This window comes from Streptomyces sp. NBC_00442 (assembly GCF_036014195.1).
Classification (GTDB): domain Bacteria; phylum Actinomycetota; class Actinomycetes; order Streptomycetales; family Streptomycetaceae; genus Streptomyces.
Genome location: NZ_CP107918.1, coordinates 2391535 through 2408147, shown reverse-complemented (window position 1 = coordinate 2408147; position 16613 = coordinate 2391535). Strand labels below are relative to the sequence as shown.

Sequence of the window (16613 nt, the reverse complement as noted above, 5' to 3'; positions counted from 1 at the left end):
GCGGACGGGCCCGGCCGCGCGGGCGGGTCTCAGCCGCAGCCGCCCGCGTGCGCGTCCTCGACCGACCGGCCCAGGCCCACCGCGCTGGAGGGCTCCACCAGGGAGAGCGCCGGAGCCTTCTTCGACCCGAGGTGGGCGACGAAGTCGTCGAGGCGGTCCAGGCCCCAGAAGCGGGTGTATCCGTGCACGAAGAACGGCACGCCGAACACGCCGTCCTTGCACACGTCGAGCAGGATGCGCACGCCCTCGGCGCGCAGGTCGGGGTCGTCGCTCGCGTCGGCGATCAGATCGCGGTCGATGCCGAGCCGCCCGCCGATGTCCGCGATGGTCGCGCGGTCGCAGATGTTCAACCCCGCGCCGAACCGGGCCTCGTACACCGCGGCGATGTACTCGTGCCCCAGGCCGTGCTCCTGGGCGACCAGATAGCCCAGGTGCGGGACCTCCCACACCGGGGCGCGGTCGACCGGCCAGGTCACCGTGATGCCGCGCGCCTTGGTGAGCCGGCCGACGTCCTGAAGGACGTACCGGTTCTTCTCGCGCGACATCTCCGAGTACGGGAACGTGCCGCCCCGCTCGGTGAGTTCGCGGGTGCTCTCCGCGTCGGGCTCGAAGAAGGGGAGCCACTCCAGCCGGTCGACGAGGTCCTTGTGGTTGCTCATCACCTCGCGGTGGGCGAGCCAGGAGTAGGGGCTGCGCAGATTGAAATAGAACCGCGGCGTCTTGTTCTTGGCGGCTGGGGACATGGGAGTTCCACTCCTGCATCTCGGGGGCCCGGTGTTCGGTGGGACGCGGGCACGGGAAAGGGACGGGGCCGGGGCGCCCGGGTCAGACGACGAGGCCGCCGTCGACCCCGAAGACCTGCCCCGTGATGTACGAGGCGCGGTCGGAGGCCAGGAAGGACACCAGGTCGGCGACCTCGTCGGGGCGGCCGAAACGGCCGAGCGGGATCCGCCCGGTCATCGTGCGGGTGTGCTCCTCGGTGAGCGCCGAGAGCATGTCCGTCTCGATGAACCCCGGCGCCACCGCGTTGGCCCGGATCCCGTAGCGCCCGGACTCCTTGGCCAGCGCCTTGGTGAAGCCGATGATCCCGGCCTTGGTCGCCGAGTAGTTGGTCTGTGTGGCGTTGCCGTACACGCCCGCCACCGAGGACAGCGTGACCACCGCGCCCGCGCGGCGCTTCATCATGGAGAAGACGGCCGCCTTGCAGACGTTGTACGTGCCGTCCAGGTTGACCCGGAGCACGGCGTCCCAGTCCGCCTCCGCCAGCATCACCAGCGGGTTGTCGCGCACGATGCCCGCGCAGGAGACCACGGTGTGCAGCGGCCCGATAGCCTTCTCGCTGTCGCGGACGAAGTCGCGTACGGCGCCGTGCCCGGCCACGTCGACCTGGGCCGCGTACACCCGGGCGCCCGCGGCGGTCGCGTCGGCGGCCACCGCGTCGGCGGCCTCCTTGTTGGACTGGTAGCAGAAGGCCACGTCGTAGCCGTCCGCGGCGAGCCGGGTCACCACGTGCCGGCCGATCCCCCGGGAGCCCCCGGTCACCAGCGCGACGCGTCGTTCGCTTGCGGTCATGCGTGTTCCTCTCCATGGGTGTGGCCCAACGGCCTTATGTGTCAAGGGAATTGGGCTCGCCAAGGTGCGGCACGAGACTCGTGCCGCACCTTCGCTCCGGGTTCTTGCGGTGTTCCTCAGGCGCGGTCGGCGCCGCCGAGCACCGCGCAGCCGACCGTGCCGTCCCGGTCGACACCGGTGATCAGGGCCGCCTCGCCGGGGGCGAGCCCCGACTCGCCGGCCGCGGCGAGCACCGCGGCCAGCTGCAGGCTGTTGGAGGCCGCGGAGGTGTCGCCCAGCAGCGGCCGGCAGCGCAGCCACGCCGGCCGTGCGGCGGCGCCGAGCGCGTCCGTGATCCCGGCGTCCTCCAGGGCGGCGAGCTCGGCGCCCGCGCCGAGCGGCGCGACCAGCCGCACGGATTCGGGGGCGACCCCCGCCTTCTCCAGCGCGCTGCCCACGCACTCGGCCAGCGCCTTCTGCGCGTCGGCCCGCTCGGCGTACGCCCTGAACCGCGTCGCGAGGACCCTGGCCAGCGGCGTACGGCCCGCGTCGCGCGCGGCGGACGCGGTCTCCATCAGGAAGACCGCCGCGCCCTCACCGAGCGGTGTCTCCCGCTCCTCGGGGGCCCGCCCGTGCCATTCGAGCCAGGCGCGCTGGGTGGAGTACTCCTCGGCCGCGCCGCACAGCACCCGCTCGCAGTGGCCGCCGCGGTGCAGCCGCACCGCGTAGCTCAGGGCGAGCAGGCCGGTCAGCCAGCCGCCCGCGACCGTGGTGTTGGGTCCCTTGATGCCGTGCCAGATCGCGCTCTGGCCGGCCGCGCGGTTCATCACGGTGTTGGGGAAGCGGGCCGGATCGACGTGGTAGGGACGCTCGCCCACGAGGGAGTCGCGGGTGAAGTCCATGATGCTCTGGACGCTGCCCGAGCCGGTGCCGAGGACGAGACCGATCTCTTCGGGCCGTGCGGTGAGGCCGTCCCCGCAGGACGCGAGGAGACGGCCCACCGCGGTGACGGCGATCGCCGTCACGCGGTCCATGGTGCGGGTGCCCTTCTTGCCGACGTACTCGGCGGCCGTGAAGTCGGGCACCAGGCCGCACCGGTCGAAGGGGCCGGGCCAGGCGGCCCGGTCGAGCTCGGTGACCGCGCTCGCCCCCGCGCCGATCCCGGCGCCGAAGGGCTCGCTTCCCACGCCGTAGGGGGAGACCACCGACCAGGCGGAGAGGACCAGTTCGGACATCACTCGGCCTCCCGGTACCGGCCCAGGATGAGCACGGCGTTGTTGCCCGCGAACGCGAGCGCGTTGTTCTGGACCACGTTCAGTTCGGCGGGCCGCGCCTCGTTGGGCACACAGTCGAGGCCGCACTCCGGGTCGGTCTCGCGGTGGTTGATCGTCGGCGGGATGAAGCCCTCGGTGAGGGCCAGCGCGCAGGCGGCGGACGCCAGCGCGCTCGCGGCTCCCATGGAGTGACCGATCATCGACTTGATCGAGATCGTGGGCGGGGGAGTGGCGAAGACCTGCCGGATCGCGCCGGCCTCGGTGACGTCGTTGGCCCGGGTGCCCGTGCCGTGCGCGGAGATGAAGTCGATGTCCTCGGGCTTGACCCCGGCGTTGCGGTGGGCGATCTCCATGCACCGGGCCAGGCTGTCCCGGTCGGGCGCGACCGGGTGGTGCGCGTCGCAGTTGAGCCCGTACCCGAGGACCTCGGCGTGGATGCGGGCGCCTCGGGCCAGCGCGGAGTCCAGGCTCTCCATCAGCAGGATGCCGGCGCCCTCGCCGGTGAGGATGCCCTTGCGGTCCTTGTCGAAGGGCTGGCACACCTCGGGGGCGATGGTGCCGAGCCGGTAGAAACCGGCGAACGTCTTGCGGCAGACCGCGTCCGCGCCGCCGCACAGCGCCACGTCGACCTCGCCGTCACGGATGGCGTCGAAGCCGCTGCCGATCGCGTAGTTGCCGGCCGCGCACGCGGTGGGGATGGTGAGCGCCTCGACGTCGACCAGACCCAGCTCGCGGATGATGCCGGTGGACAGCCGTCCGGCCTGCGCCCTGCGGGCCACCGTGGGAGCCAACCGGTCCGGCCCGTGCTCCAGTTGGACGCCCATCAGGGTGTCGAGGTCGCGGGACTCGGCGTCGGTGGTGCCCACCGAGACCAGGGCCCTGCGCCGCCTGAGTTCTTCGAGAGTGAGGCCCGAGTCCGCCACCGCCATGTTGGCGGCGGCGACCGAGAACTGGGTGGCCCGCCCCAGCTCCTCGGGGTCCACCTGGTGGATCCACTCGGCGGGATCGAAGTCGTCGACCTCGCATCCGTTGGCGTGTGCGAAGCCCGCCGTGTCGAAGGCCGTGATCGGCTTGGCGCCGCTGCGCCCCGCCCGCAGCCCCGCGCGGAAGGCCTCGACGCCCAGGCCGATGCTGGTGACCGTGCCGAGCCCGGTGATCACCACTCGGCGCGGCCGCTCGTCGTTGTCGTACAACCTGCGCTCCCCTCACTCGGTCCCGGCGCCTAGAGGGACGCGGCCGCCTTGGCCGCAACGGCCTCGTCGACCACCGTGACCACGCCTTCGAGATTGACCATCCGGGCCAGTTCGGCCTGGTCGATGTCGATCCCGAAGGCGCGCTCGAGCTGGGAGAGGATCTCGATGGCGCCCATCGAGTCCGCTTCGTGGTCCTCCTTGAAGCGGCTCGTGTCGGTCATCTCGGCCTCGTCGATCTCAAGGATGTCGCAGATGATGCCCTTGATCGTGGCACGGCCCTCGGCGTCCACGTGCTGTGTCGTCGTCATGCGGGCGATGCTGCCGAAGGGCCCTGACAGCGAACTGACAGACCTTCATCCCGCCTGCGCCCGCACCGGCAGGAAGCGCTCCAACTCCGGGAAGTCCGCCGGGTGTTCCATGATCCAGGCGAGATAGCGGGGAATGGAGCGCGCGTAGGCGCAGTAGTACTGCCGTACGGTGTCGACGAGCCGGCACAGGGTGTCCCGCGCGACCGTGTCACGGCGCCACACGAGCAGCTGGGCGATGGACTGCGTCTCGCGGATCGGCACGAGGCCCACATCGTTGGTGGCGCCCGTCGCGGTGGTCAGCGCGGCGGCGTCGGCGTCCCTGACCCAGCTCATCGCCTCGTGGTGGCCGTCGGCGTAGTGCGCCGCCCCGAGGTCGGTGTGGTGCAGCTTGGCGAGGAGCTTCTTCTCGATCTCGTGGAACCAGTGGTCCCGCGAGTAGTGGACCCAGCGGAGCGTGGAGAGATGGCTGCCGTCCACGAAGGGGCGGCCGGCCAGCGGATGGCCCCGCGGCACCGCGAGCCAGATCGGCTCGCGGACGATGACCTTGGTCTCAAGTCCCTTCTGCAGCAGGGACTCCGGCATGTCGGTGGCCGAGCAGGGCACCATCGCGACGGTGAGCGCCCCGCGGTGGACCGCGTCGACGGCGGCGGCCGGCGAGAGCGTCTCGGTCTCCACGTCCACGGTGGGCACCGCCGCCTGGATCGCGCCGAGCAGCGTCGGCGGTGTCCACTCGGTGTTGCCGAAACGCAGCGTGATGGTGGTGCTCGCGGCGGCCTCGCCGATCACGTCGTCGGCCTGCTGGACGAGGTCGGCCAGCATCGGAATCAAGCGCTTTCCCCGCGGGGTCGGCACGATGCCGGAACTCGACCGTACGAAAAGGTCCCCGCCGAGCATTTTCTCTATCCTGCGCAATTGGGCGGTCAGGCTGGGCTGTGGAAGATTCAGCCGGACTGCCGCCTTGGATATGCTCCCGGCCTCTGCGATGATGGAAACAGCCCGTGCATGTCTCAGTTCCAGATCCATATCCCTGCAATCTCGTGATTCAATTGGCGCGGCTGAATTGTAATGATGCCCGCTGTCAGGCCGCCCCTTCCTTCCCCCGAATCACCGGTCCGGCCTTGTCATTCCGTCTCCGACCTGGGCCGGGAGCAGCCGGAATGAGCAAGGCCCCCGCCCCGTACCCCCACCCCGCAATCGGTGTCGACTGCACGCTTTGACGGCATGCCGGAGCCCCTCGACGGCAAGGCTCCATTCCGTCGTCCGGCCCGTTCCTCCGAGTGATCGCAGGCTGTCCACTCACGTTAACATTTAGCCATCGCGCTGCACCCGCTGCAAGCAAATTCGGAATGCTGTGCAACCTTATTGCGGGTAAACCGGACATTGTCCGCGGCGGGGCGCTCCGTGGTCGGTTCCCCCGGGCACCGACGAGCCCGGCCCCGCACGGACGAGCCCGGCCCCGCACGGACGAGCCCGCCCGTCCCGGCGCCCCCGCGGGCGGGGTCGAAGGGGCGGGCGGGCTCGGGTCCGTCCGGCGGATCTGGTGGGCGCGGCGTCAGCGGGTGGCGCCGGCCGGCGGTGTCGCGTGGCCGGCGACGCGGACCGGCTCGCCGAACAGGGCCACGATCCGGCGCTCGCCCTCGTAGGCGTCGCGGCCGTGCGCCATGCGCAGGTTGTCCAGGACGAGGAGGTCGCCGTCCTGCCACGGCTCGCTCCAACAGGCGCTCTGGTAGGCCCCGTTGATGGTGTCTACGACCTCGGTGGGGATGGGCGCGCCGTTCCCGTACGTCGTGCGGAAGGGCAGGCCCTCGGGTCCGTAGAGCGACTCCAGATACTCCCGGACGACGGGGTCGAGCGCCGATTCGTGCAGGAAGGCAGCCTGGTTGAACCAGCCGCGCCGGCCCGTCACGGGATGGCGCAGCACGGCCGGACGGCGCTGGCGGGTGCGCAGGCCGCCCTCCTCGGTCCAGGTGCAGTCCAGCGCGTTGGCGGCGCCGTACTCCTCGACCACGGCCCGGTCCCCGGTGCCGAACGTCTCGGCCCAGCCGAGGCCGAACTCGTAGTAGTTGCGGATCAGTTCCCAGCCTTCGCGCTCGAACCGGTCGACCACCGCGGCCGGCAGCAGCCCGAGGACGCGCTCCCCGTCGGCCACCGTGGTGGCGCCCCCCCGCTCCGGCGCCACCAGGCAGCCGAACAGGGCGATGGAGGGCACGACGGCGGCGTAACTCAGTTCGTGATGCATGCAGAGCTGGTCCTCGGCGGCCCACTCCGAGGTGGAGTAGACGCCGTCGGCGTGGGCCGTGCGGCCCGTGAAGCCCTCGCGTTCGACCGTGCCGCTCACGCCCAACGCCCGCGCGGCGACGGCCAGATCGGCCGGCTCCGCGAGACCGAGGCCGCGGACCACGACCGCGCCGTGCTCGGCGAGCAGCGCCCGCACCCGCGCCGCGGGCAGGCCCTCCGCGCCCACGGCGCCCGCCGCGGCGAGCACCGGTGGGCGGCCCTCCTCGTGCGTCAGGTGCCAGCCCGGCGAAAGGGCCACCACGCTCCCCGGATCATTGACCGTTGTCATTGCGCTGTCTCCCTGTGTGGATCGGCCCGGCCGCGCGGACGGCGCGGCCGGGCTCCTGTGCCGTCCGCGAAGCGCCCGGTCAGGCGGCCTGCGGCGACTTGCCGTCGATGAGCAGGGCGGCCTCGCCGAGGACCGGCGTCCTGGCCAGCTCCGGCGCGGTCACCACCTGGTCCAGAGCGATCACCACGCGAAGCAGGGCGATGGAACTGCCGCCCGCCGCGAAGAAGTCGGTGCCGCGGCCGATGCTCTCCACGGGGACCTTGAGGGTCGAGGCCCACAGTGCGGCGAGCCGGTGTTCGGTGGGCGTGCGCAGCGGCTCGGGCCCGCCGGACGCGTCGGCGGCCGGGTCGGGCGCCGCCTCGGCCTGCCGGGTGAGCAGCTTGCGGTCGATCTTGCCGTTCGGGGTGAGCGGCAGCTCCTTGTGCTGGTGGAAGCGGCCGGGAAGCATGTACGCGGGGAGCGAGCGGGCAAGGGCCGCGCGCAGGTCGTCGGCCGGGACGGGCTCGGCCGCCGCGTAGAAGGCGGCGAGCCGACGGGCGTCGCCCGTGCCCACGACCACGACGGCGGCGTCGCGCACGCCGTCGATCCGCAGCAGCTGGTTCTCCACCTCGCCGATCTCGATCCGGAATCCGCGGATCTTGATCTGGGCGTCGCGCCGGCCCAGGAACTCGAGCCGGCCGTCGGGCTGCCACCGCCCGAAGTCGCCCGAGCGGTAGAGCCGTCCGCCGGGGCGCTCCGGGTCGGGGAGGTAGGCGGCCTTGGTGCGTTCCTCGTCGTTCACATAGCCGCGCCCGACGCAGACCCCGGAGAACACCAGCTCTCCGGGCGAGCCGAGCGGCACCGGCCGCAGCCGCTCGTCGAGGACGTGCACCCGCACGTTGCGGACCGGCCGGCCGAGCGGCACCGAGGCACCGGCCGGGGGCCGGCGCAGCACCTCGTGGTTGGTGTCGTCCGACGTCTCGGTCAGGCCGTAGGCGTTGACCAGGGTGATGTCGGGAAGCGCCGCGAACCAGCGCTCGGTCAGCTCCTTCTTGAGCGCCTCACCGGTCGCCGAGACACAGCGAAGGCGCGGCAGCGGCCGGGGCGCGCGGCGTAGATGGTCGAGGACCACCTCCACATAGGACGGCACGAGTTGGGCGACCTCCACCTCGCGCTCGGCCAGGAGCGCCACGAAGCGGGGGACCTCCAGGATGTCGCGCTGCGCCACGATGAGGGTGCGGCCCCCCACGGCGAGGGCCGCGACGAGCTGCCACAGCGAGATGTCGAAGCACTGCGGCGCCGTCTGCGCCACCACGGTGCCGCGCACCACGCCGAGGTCCTCGATCTTGGCGAGGAGATGGTTCAGGAACCCCTCGTGCTCACACATCGCCCCCTTGGGCTGCCCCGTCGAGCCGGAGGTGAAGTAGATGTAGGCGAGCCGGCCGGCGCCGATCGCGAGACCGGGGTCCGCGTCGGAGCCGGGGTGGCTCTCGTCGGTACGCAGCCGCGACACGAACTGGGCTTCCACCGAGCCCAGTTCGTTCAGCGCCGCGTCGAGGCCGGCGCTCGCGCCGGGCTCGGTCAGCACCCGTCGGCATCCGCTGCGCGTCAGCATGGCGGTGATCCGGTCGGCCGGGAACTGCGGTTCCACGGGCAGGTAGACGCCGCCCGCCTTGAACACCGCGAGCACCGCCGCCAGCCACTCCAGGTCCCGTTCGGTGACGACCGCCACCACGTCCTCGTCGCGCAGCCCGCCCCGGCGCAGCGCGTGGGCGACCCGGTTGGCGTACCGGTTCAGTTCCCCGTAGGTCCAGGAGCGGTCCTCGTGCACGGCGGCCACCGCGTCCGGCGTCAACCGGGCCTGTTCCTCGAAGAGTTCGTGGAAGCGCCGGTCGGGCAGCGGGCGCCGGGGACCGGCCAGCGCGTCCCGCAGGTACGCGGCCTCGCTCGCGGGGACCGGGTGCCACAGGTGCTGCGCCGCGTCCGTGCGGGTGGCCAGCTGATCGAGGGCCGACAGGAGATAGCCGGCGATCCGGCCGGCCGCGCCGCCGTCCAGGGCGGCCACGCGGTGGTGGAGGACCAGTTCCAGACGCCCGCCCTGGGGCACGAGGCCGAGGGCGAGGACGGTGCCGGGACCGAGGTCGGCCGCCTCGGGCGGGCGCCCGGCCACCACGACGGTGTCGAACAGGGGCTCCGTACGGCCGAGTTCGCCGCGCACGCGCTCCGGGGAGACGCCCCGGTGGTGCTCGGCGGCGGCCCGTGCGGCGGCGGCCGCGTCGAACAGCCGCTGCCAGCTGCCCTCGCCGATGCCCAGCGGGCAGGGCAGCGCTTCCGCGCCGGGGCCCGTGGCGCCGGGCGGCAGATATCCGGTGACCACCGTCGCGTCGCCGGTCACGGTGGCGAGCACCCGGGCGGCGGCGGCGATCAGGAGCGTCTCGAGGGGCTCGGCGCCACCCGCGGCGAGCCCGAGCAGGGCGGCCGACGCGGTGGGTGAGAGCAGGGTGCGCCGGGCCGCGATCCGGTCCCGCGCCGGCACGTCGGCGCACCAGCCGGGGAGCGGGGTGAAGCGGCCGGCGGTCAGGACCTCCCGCCAGAACGCCAGGGCCTCAGCCTCGGACGCGGCGGGCCGCGCTTCCGGTCGTTCTCCGGGTCCGCTCTGCCTAGCCGTCACTGGCCCTGCCCTCCCTGATGGTCGTCCGGCACGGCCGGACCTGAGTGGTGGTCCGGTCACGCCGGACATGGCGTCGGTACGCCGAAGAACGTGGCCCGCGGGCCGGGGCCGCGCGGGGTGTGCGGAGTGCGTGGGGTGCCCGGGGTACGGGGAGCGCGCGGGGTACGTGGAGCACGCGGGGTGCGCCGGGTGCGCGGACGGTGGGCGGTCGCGCGGTCAGAGCGCGCGGCCCGAGCCGAGCAGCGCCCGCCGCGGCAGGCCGAGCTCCACGTCCTGCTTCAGGATCGCCTCGTACGCCAGGTGCAGGGCCGGGCCGGGCTCCAGGGCCAGGTCGCTGGCGAGCCGGCGTCGGGCGCCGTGGAACACCTCGAGGGCCTCCGTCTGGCGGCCGTCGCGGTAGAGCGCCAGCATCAGGAGCTCGCTCAGGCGCTCCCGCTCGGAGTGCTCGGCGGCGAGCTGGCGCAGCTCGGACATCGGGATCCGCTCGACGTCGACCGCGAGCTTGGCCATCGTCAGGTCCTCGAAGGCGGTGATGCGGCGCTCTTCGAGGCCGACGGCGTGGATCTGGCAGCGCATCCCGTCCCGCGCGTCCATCAGGGCGGGCCCGCGCCACAGGTCGAGCGCCTGCTCCAGGGCGACGATGGCGGCGGCCGGGTCGCGGTGGACCAGGGCCGCGCCCCGCTCGGCGAGCGCGAGGAAGCGGTGGGCGTCGACCGTCTCGGCCGGGACGTCGAGGAGGTAACCGTTGGTGCCGGTGCGGACGATCTCGTCCCCCTTGAGCCCGGTCACCGACTCCAGGAGCTTGCGCAGCCGGCTGACGATGGCCTGGAGGGCGTTGCGCGGGTTGGTCATCGTCTGGTCCGCCCACAGCTCGTCCACGAGCTGGTCGAAGAGGACCGGGACCTGGGGAGTCATGGCGAGCAGGGTCAGGACGGTGCTCGCGCGCTTCGACGCCACGGGGGAGTAGCGGTCCCCGTCGGACAGAGAGAGTTCACCCAGGACCTTGATTTCCACAGCAGTAACCCCCGTTATCAGCAAGTGTTGGTGCCACTGTCGGCCACGCCGTCGGGGTCCGGGAAATATCACTTGTCCTTCGGCCACGGACGCCGATGGTATGGCTTTAAAAAACCCACTAACCGGTTTGCGGGATGGGGCCCCGCGGCGTGGAGAAAACGTGGGGATACGGGGGAGTTGGTGCCGTTGGTGCAGGTCGGAGCGGCGTTTAGGGGGCTGACATATGGCTGACATCCAGGACCATGTCCGGTGAATTCTTTTCGTCGGCGAGTTCCCACCTGTGACTTTCAGCCAAGTCTTAAGGAGGTGGTCGGTGCGCGGTTCCCGTCCCTAGTGTTCCCCGACGTGGCGCCACCCGCCGGTCACCCGCCGGACCGGCTCCGGGGCCTTCGGCGTCCGAACCGGGAGGGACGCACCCATGAACACACTCGACCAGCTCGTCGAGGGAGCCCGCGAGGACCTGGACCTGCGCAGGCGGCGGGTGCCGCTCGCCGAGCTGCGGGAACGGGCGGCCGCCGCGGGCCCCGGGCGTGATGCCGCGGCCCTGCTGCGCGGCGACGCGGGAGTACGGGTCGTCGCGGAGGTCAAGCGGGCCAGCCCGTCCAAGGGCGCGTTCGCCGAGATAGCCGACCCCGCCGAGCTCGCCGCCGCCTACCAGGACGGCGGCGCGGCGGCCATCAGCGTGCTCACCGAGGGGCGCCGGTTCGGCGGCTCGCTCGCCGACCTGGACGCCGTCGCGGCGCGGGTCGACGTGCCGCTGCTGCGCAAGGACTTCATCGTCGACCCCTACCAGCTGTGGGAGGCGCGGGCCCACGGCGCGGAACTCGTCCTGCTCGTCGTCGCCGCCCTCGCGCCGCCCGCCCTCGGCGAACTGCACGCCCTGGCACGGGAGATCGGCCTCACCCCGCTGGTCGAGGCGCACGACGAGGCCGAGGTGGAGCGGGCCCTGGAAGCCGGCGCCCGCGTGGTCGGCGTCAACGCGCGCGACCTGCGCACCCTCGACGTCGACCGCACGACCTTCGCGCGCCTGGCCCCGGGGATCCCCGAGGGCATTGTGCGCGTCGCCGAGTCCGGGGTCCGCGGCCCCGCCGACGTCATCACGTACGCCGCGCACGGGGCGGACGCCGTCCTGGTCGGCGAGGCGGTCGTGACCGGTACGAGCCCGGCCGCCGCCGTCGCCGCCCTCGTCGAGGCGGGCCGACGCGCGCCCGCCCCGGCCCGCCCGCTCTAGCCCGTTCTAGGCGCCCTGCGCCGCGTACTTGGCGGTGACGCTCGTCCAGCGCTCCAGGACGTCCGCCGCCGCCCCCGAGTCGATCGCCTCGGCGGCCCGCGCCACTGCGTCGCCGAGCCGCTCCGTGACGGGGCGCCCGCTCGGGGCGAGGGCCGCGAGCCCCGCCGCCGCCGAGAGCAGCACCGCGTCCCTGACCGGGCCGCGCGCCCCGGCGAAGATCTCGCGGGCCACCCGCGCGTTGTACGCCCGGTCGCCGCCGCGCAGGGCGTCCGGCGAGGCGTAGCCGATGCCGATGTCGCGCGGGTCGAACGACTCGCTCCGTACCCGGGATTCATGGACCGACCAGACCGTGGAGGTAGTGGTGACCGTCAGTTCGTCCATCCCGTCGTCGCCCCGGAAGACCAGCGCCGACACGTCACGGCGGGCCAGGACCTCGGCGAGCAGCGGAGCCAGGCGCCGGTCGGCGACCCCGACCGCCTGCGCGGTCGGATCGGCCGGATTGGCGATCGGACCGAGGGCGTTGAAGACCGTACGGATCCCGAGCTCGCGGCGCGGCGGCGCCGCGTGCCGCATCGAGGGGTGGAACACCGAGGCGAAGCAGAAGGTGATGCCGGTCTCCTCGGCGACCGTCGCCACCACCTCGGGTTCGAGGTCGAGCGCCACCCCGAGCTCTTCGAGGACATCGGCGGAGCCACAGGCGGACGACGCCGAGCGGTTGCCGTGCTTGACCACGCGGGCGCCCGCCGCGGCCGCGACGACCGCCGACATGGTGGAGACGTTGACGCTGTTGGAGCCGTCCCCTCCGGTCCCGACGATGTCGAGGGTGGCGCCGGGGACGTGCAGCGGCACGGCGTGCCGGCGCATCGAGTCGACCAGGCCCTCGATCTCGCCGACGGTCTCGCCCTTCGCGCGCAGCGCCACCACGAAGGCGGCGAGCCGGGCCGGCCCGGCGCTCCCGGTCATCACCTGATCCATCGCCCAGGCGGCGTCCTCGGGGCTCAGGTCCCTGCGGTCCAGAAGCGAGTTCAGCAATTCCGGCCAGGTACGACCCTGCGGCTCGACAGTCACGGGGAATCTCCTTGAACGGCGCCATCGGAAGTGTGCGCAACCCATTGTGTGAGGAGCGCAAAGCGCCCTCCAGACCACTGTCCGGCGAGAACTACGGTCCAATCAGTAAAGGGGGGCAGGCGCCGTGGCCCTGCACATGGCGGTGGAGGTGGTCAGGGACTCCGCGAATTCCCTGACGTCGCAGATACAGAATTTCATCAAGCGGGAGATAGCCGAGGGAATTCTCCATCCCGGCACCCGGCTGCCGTCCAGCCGGCGCCTCGCCGACGACCTCGACGTGTCACGCAGCGTGGTGGTGGAGGCGTACGGGCAGCTCGTCGCCGAGGGCTATCTGGAGGCGGTCCAGGGCGCGGGGACCCGCGTCGTACGCCACCTCGGCGGCGAGCTCTCGGTGGTGCCGGCGCTCCTGGACCAGCCCGGGGTGGACGGCCGGGAGGCCGGGGCGCCGCCCGCACCGGTCCGCTGGGACCTGCGGCCGGGCGGCGGCAACCTCCCCGCCTTCCCCCGGCGCGAATGGCTCAGCTGCTACCAACGGGTCCTCTACGAAGCGGACTCGGGCGACCACGACTATCCCTCGCTCGCCGGCGAGCACGGCCTCAGGCTCGAACTCGCCCACTGTCTGGGCCGGTTGCGCGGGGTGCGCACCTCCGCCGAGCAGCTGATGGTGGTGGCAGGCTTCGCCCAGACGCTCGGTCTGATGTGCGCCGTGCTGCCCCGGATCGGCATCGACGCGCTCGCCATCGAGGACCCGGGCCATCCCGGGCAGCGGCAGTTCGTGCGCGAGAGCGGGCTGCGGGCCGTGCCGATTCCGGTCGACGCCGAGGGCATCGACGTCGACGCGCTCGCCGCGAGCGGCGCCCGCGCCGTGCTCGTGACCCCCGCGCACCAGTTCCCGACCGGGGTCACGCTCTCGCCGCGCCGGCGTGAGGCGCTGATCCGCTGGGCCCGCGCCGTGGACGGCTGGGTGATCGAGGACGACTACGACGGAGGCCTGTGGTACGAACGCGGGGCGCGCTCCCTGGCGTTGCAGCGCACCGACCCCGAGCGGGTCGTCTACGCGGGCACGGCCAGCAAGTCGCTGGCCCCCGGTCTTCGCCTGGGCTGGCTCGCGGCGCCCGAGCCGATGCTCGAACTGCTGATGCGCGCCCGCGCGCGCCAGGACCTCGGCACCGAGACCCTCACCCAGCTGGCCTTCGCCGAGCTGCTGCGCACCGGGCTCTTCGACCGCCACCTGCGCCGGCTCAACTCGCTGTGCCGCAGCCGCCGGGAGTCCCTGGAGGAGGCGGTGCGCCGCCATCTGCCGGGGGCCGCGGTCCTGGGCAGGGGCGCGGGTCTGCACGCCTATCTCCAGCTGCCCCGGGGCACCGACGAGGCGGCCGTGGTGGCCAGGGCGCTGCGCCGCTCCGTGCTGTTGCGCGGCGCGGCAGCCTTCCACGCGGGGCCGGGGCGTGCCGCCCCCGCCCTCGTGGTCGGCCACGCCCATCTGCCGCGCTCGGGGGTGACCGAAGCCGTCCGCGAGCTGGCGGCGGCCACCCGCTGGTGACGGATCAGACGCCGGCGAGCCGCCTCTGGGCGCCCCAACGGGCCGCTGAACCAAGGAAGTTGTCCAGCATGACGAGCCCGCCCGTGGTCGTGATGGACTCCGGGTGGAACTGCACCCCCTCGATGGGCAGGGTGCGGTGGCGCAGCCCCATCAGATAGCCGTGGTCGACGGCGACGGCCGTGGAGACGAGCTCGGCGGGGAGCGGCTCGGCGACGATCAGCGAGTGGTACCGGGTCACTTCCAGGGTGTGGCCGAGCCCGTCGAAGAGACCGGCGCCGTCGTGCCGCACCGTGCTGGTCCGCCCGTGCATCACCTGGTCGGCGACCTCGATCCGGCCGCCGTGCGCGAGGGCGATCGCCTGGTGCCCCAGGCACACCCCGAGCAGCGGCACCCGCCCGGCGAACCGGTGCACGAGCTCCACGTGGCCCGACTGCGCGGGATGCCCGGGGCCCGGTCCGAGCACCACCGCGTCGGGGTCGCGGTCGGCGAGCTCGTCGGGCGAGAGGGTCAGGGACCGCACGACCTCCGTGCGCGCCCCCAGGGTGCGCAGGTACTGGTCGATGATGTGCACGAAGCTGTCGTACGCGTCGATCAGCAGCACCTTCATGTCGCTCACGTCCTTCATGTCGCTCACGTCCTTCACGCCGCTCACGTCCTTCACGACGACAGCTCCTCACCGGTGAGCGCCCAGTAGGCGGCCCCCATCTTCGCCAGCGTCTCGCGCCACTCGGACGCGGGATCGGACTGCGCGACCATGCCCGCCGAGCTCTGTGTGGAGTACGTCTCGCCGTCGTACTCGATGGTGCGGATGGTGAGCGCGAGCTCGCTCCAGCCGCGTACGTCGACCAGACCCACCGCGCCCGCGTAGCTGCCGCGCCGCTCCTGTTCGAGGGAGTCGATGATCTCCATGGCCCGGACCTTGGGCGCACCCGTCATGGTGCCCGCCGGGAAGGTCGCGCGCAGCGCCCGCCAGGCGTCGACGTCCGGCTCCAGGCGTCCCGTGACCGTCGAGACCAGGTGGAAGACGTGCGAGTACGTCTCCACCGCCATCAGCTGGTCCACCGGCTGGGTGCTGGGCCGGGTCACCCGGCCGATGTCGTTGCGGCACAGATCGACCAGCATGGTGTGCTCGGCCTGCTCCTTGGTCGACTCGCGCATCTCCTTGACGCGGCGCTCGTTCTCCTCCGGGTCCGCGCAGCGCCGCGCGGTGCCCGCGATGGGGCGCATCGTGATCTCGTCGCCCTCGATCCGTACGAACAGCTCGGGGCTGGCGCCGATCAGGGTGCGGCCCGCGCGCGGCATCAGATACATGTACGGAGACGGATTGCGGCCGCGCAGCCTGCGGTAGACCCCGACCGGGTCCAACGCGGTCCGCACGTCGATGCGATGACCGATCTGGATCTGGTAGATGTCGCCGACCCGGATGTGTTCGAGGCACTGCTCGGCCCAGCCGAGGAACGTCTCACGGCTCACGCTGTCCCGCACCGAGAGCGGCGCCGGCGCCTCGGGCGCCGCGGCCGCCCCCGCGCGCCCCGCGCCCCACGCGTCGCCCGCGGCCCGCACCGCGTCCGCCACCCGGGGGCGGTCGGCGAACGCCGGGCTCTCCGCGCGCAGTTGACGCACCGAGCCGCTGACCAGGTCGTACCAGACGGTGTCGCGGAAGAGCGTCAGCGTGATGTCGGGGCCGTGCGGCGTCTTGGTGCGTCGGGGCAGCGTCTCCATGTGCCAGGCCGACTCGTAGGCGAACGTCGTCAGGAAGCCGAAGGCGTACGCCGTCGACGGGATGTCGGTGGCGACGTGGAACAGGGCCTGCGCCCCGGCGAGCACGTCCCACATCTGCTCGGCGGTGGTGAAGGTCAGCCGGTGCACCCCGGCCTCGACGTCGTGCTCCGCCATCCCGGCGGCACCCGCACGGGCGGCGAGGGCGTCGGCCACCTGCTCGGCGCCGTCGATCTCGACGTACCCGTCGTGCACCCGGATCTCGGCGAGCCTGCCGAAACCGACGACGGCCCAGCGGCGGTCCTGATCGGCGCCGTCCACGCTTTCGAAGAGGAACACGTCGGTGGCGGCGAGGCTTTCCCGCAGCCGGACGTACAAATCGAGAGGGTCGTGGTGCGGCAGCGCCGTATCGGTGACCCGCACACCGATCGTGCTGATTCCCGGCATGGTGAACTCCTCCTGCTTTCGGGGCGGTTGGCATTCCCGCCGAAGCGGA

The 16613-nt window shown here is 72.8% G+C and carries 14 protein-coding genes and 1 pseudogene; 2 read left to right on the top strand and 13 right to left on the bottom strand.

The genetic code is table 11. The annotated features are described in order from the left end of the window. Positions 1–29: 29 nt before the first annotated feature. The 10 genes and pseudogenes from OG432_RS10625 to OG432_RS10580 form a co-directional block, all read right to left on the bottom strand. Positions 30–743: a 2-hydroxychromene-2-carboxylate isomerase gene (locus tag OG432_RS10625; RefSeq protein WP_328310104.1), complete on the bottom strand. Its 714-nt coding sequence runs from the start codon at positions 741–743 to the stop codon at positions 30–32. An 82-nt stretch (positions 744–825) separates the two neighbouring features. Next, complete coding sequence (gene fabG, locus OG432_RS10620; protein WP_328310102.1) at positions 826–1572, bottom strand: 3-oxoacyl-ACP reductase FabG; 747 nt, start codon at positions 1570–1572, stop codon at positions 826–828. A gap of 116 nt (positions 1573–1688) precedes the next feature. Beyond that, positions 1689–2786, bottom strand: coding sequence for a beta-ketoacyl synthase N-terminal-like domain-containing protein (locus OG432_RS10615; protein ID WP_328310100.1), 1098 nt, complete (start codon positions 2784–2786; stop codon positions 1689–1691). After that, positions 2786–4018: a beta-ketoacyl-[acyl-carrier-protein] synthase family protein gene (locus tag OG432_RS10610; RefSeq protein WP_328310098.1), complete on the bottom strand. Its 1233-nt coding sequence runs from the start codon at positions 4016–4018 to the stop codon at positions 2786–2788. Before OG432_RS10610 ends, OG432_RS10615 begins: the two co-directional genes overlap by 1 nt. A gap of 29 nt (positions 4019–4047) precedes the next feature. Then, on the bottom strand, positions 4048–4326 hold the full coding sequence (locus OG432_RS10605; RefSeq protein ID WP_328310096.1) for an acyl carrier protein: 279 nt from the start codon (positions 4324–4326) through the stop codon (positions 4048–4050). A 45-nt stretch (positions 4327–4371) separates the two neighbouring features. Further along, the gene (locus OG432_RS10600) at positions 4372–5145 is read right to left on the bottom strand and encodes a LysR substrate-binding domain-containing protein (RefSeq protein WP_328315063.1); all 774 of its coding nucleotides are present in this window, start codon (positions 5143–5145) and stop codon (positions 4372–4374) included. A gap of 24 nt (positions 5146–5169) precedes the next feature. Then, positions 5170–5349, bottom strand: a pseudogene (locus tag OG432_RS10595) (helix-turn-helix domain-containing protein); the annotation flags it as partial. 529 nt (positions 5350–5878) lie between these two features. Beyond that, positions 5879–6892 carry a TauD/TfdA family dioxygenase gene (locus tag OG432_RS10590; protein ID WP_328310094.1) on the bottom strand — a complete coding sequence of 338 codons (1014 nt, stop codon included), beginning with the start codon at positions 6890–6892 and terminating at the stop codon, positions 5879–5881. Positions 6893–6971: 79 nt separating this feature from the next. Continuing rightward, positions 6972–9542, bottom strand: coding sequence for an amino acid adenylation domain-containing protein (locus tag OG432_RS10585; RefSeq protein ID WP_328310092.1), 2571 nt, complete (start codon positions 9540–9542; stop codon positions 6972–6974). Between the two features lie 216 nt (positions 9543–9758). Continuing rightward, the gene (locus tag OG432_RS10580) at positions 9759–10556 is read right to left on the bottom strand and encodes an AfsR/SARP family transcriptional regulator (RefSeq protein WP_328310090.1); all 798 of its coding nucleotides are present in this window, start codon (positions 10554–10556) and stop codon (positions 9759–9761) included. 418 nt (positions 10557–10974) lie between these two features. Here OG432_RS10580 and trpC point away from each other — a divergent pair, with 418 nt between their 5' ends. Continuing rightward, complete coding sequence (gene trpC / locus OG432_RS10575) at positions 10975–11787, top strand: indole-3-glycerol phosphate synthase TrpC (RefSeq protein WP_328310088.1); 813 nt, start codon at positions 10975–10977, stop codon at positions 11785–11787. Positions 11788–11793: 6 nt separating this feature from the next. Here trpC and trpD read toward each other — a convergent pair whose 3' ends face one another. Further along, positions 11794–12855 carry an anthranilate phosphoribosyltransferase gene (trpD, locus tag OG432_RS10570; protein WP_328310086.1) on the bottom strand — a complete coding sequence of 354 codons (1062 nt, stop codon included), beginning with the start codon at positions 12853–12855 and terminating at the stop codon, positions 11794–11796. Positions 12856–12979: 124 nt separating this feature from the next. Here trpD and pdxR point away from each other — a divergent pair, with 124 nt between their 5' ends. Beyond that, on the top strand, positions 12980–14398 hold the full coding sequence (gene pdxR / locus OG432_RS10565) for a MocR-like pyridoxine biosynthesis transcription factor PdxR (protein ID WP_328310084.1): 1419 nt from the start codon (positions 12980–12982) through the stop codon (positions 14396–14398). Positions 14399–14402: 4 nt separating this feature from the next. Here the strand turns inward: pdxR and OG432_RS10560 are convergent, their stop codons facing one another. Then, the gene (locus OG432_RS10560; RefSeq protein ID WP_328315062.1) at positions 14403–15005 is read right to left on the bottom strand and encodes an anthranilate synthase component II; all 603 of its coding nucleotides are present in this window, start codon (positions 15003–15005) and stop codon (positions 14403–14405) included. A 50-nt stretch (positions 15006–15055) separates the two neighbouring features. Next, positions 15056–16564 carry an anthranilate synthase component I family protein gene (locus OG432_RS10555; protein WP_328310082.1) on the bottom strand — a complete coding sequence of 503 codons (1509 nt, stop codon included), beginning with the start codon at positions 16562–16564 and terminating at the stop codon, positions 15056–15058. Between the last annotated feature and the right edge of the window lie 49 nt (positions 16565–16613).

What these genes read in the sequence shown, in the direction of transcription:
- OG432_RS10600 (WP_328315063.1), bottom strand. Translation starts at nt 5,145, where the DNA reads ATGCTGGCCGACCTCGTCCAGCAGGCCGACGACGTGATCGGCGAGGCC.
- OG432_RS10560 (WP_328315062.1), bottom strand. Translation starts at nt 15,005, where the DNA reads ATGAAGGTGCTGCTGATCGACGCGTACGACAGCTTCGTGCACATCATC.
- fabG (WP_328310102.1), bottom strand. Translation starts at nt 1,572, where the DNA reads ATGACCGCAAGCGAACGACGCGTCGCGCTGGTGACCGGGGGCTCCCGG.
- OG432_RS10605 (WP_328310096.1), bottom strand. Translation starts at nt 4,326, where the DNA reads ATGACGACGACACAGCACGTGGACGCCGAGGGCCGTGCCACGATCAAG.
- OG432_RS10590 (WP_328310094.1), bottom strand. Translation starts at nt 6,892, where the DNA reads ATGACAACGGTCAATGATCCGGGGAGCGTGGTGGCCCTTTCGCCGGGC.
- OG432_RS10615 (WP_328310100.1), bottom strand. Translation starts at nt 2,786, where the DNA reads ATGTCCGAACTGGTCCTCTCCGCCTGGTCGGTGGTCTCCCCCTACGGC.
- OG432_RS10625 (WP_328310104.1), bottom strand. Translation starts at nt 743, where the DNA reads ATGTCCCCAGCCGCCAAGAACAAGACGCCGCGGTTCTATTTCAATCTG.
- trpC (WP_328310088.1), top strand. Translation starts at nt 10,975, where the DNA reads ATGAACACACTCGACCAGCTCGTCGAGGGAGCCCGCGAGGACCTGGAC.
- OG432_RS10555 (WP_328310082.1), bottom strand. Translation starts at nt 16,564, where the DNA reads ATGCCGGGAATCAGCACGATCGGTGTGCGGGTCACCGATACGGCGCTG.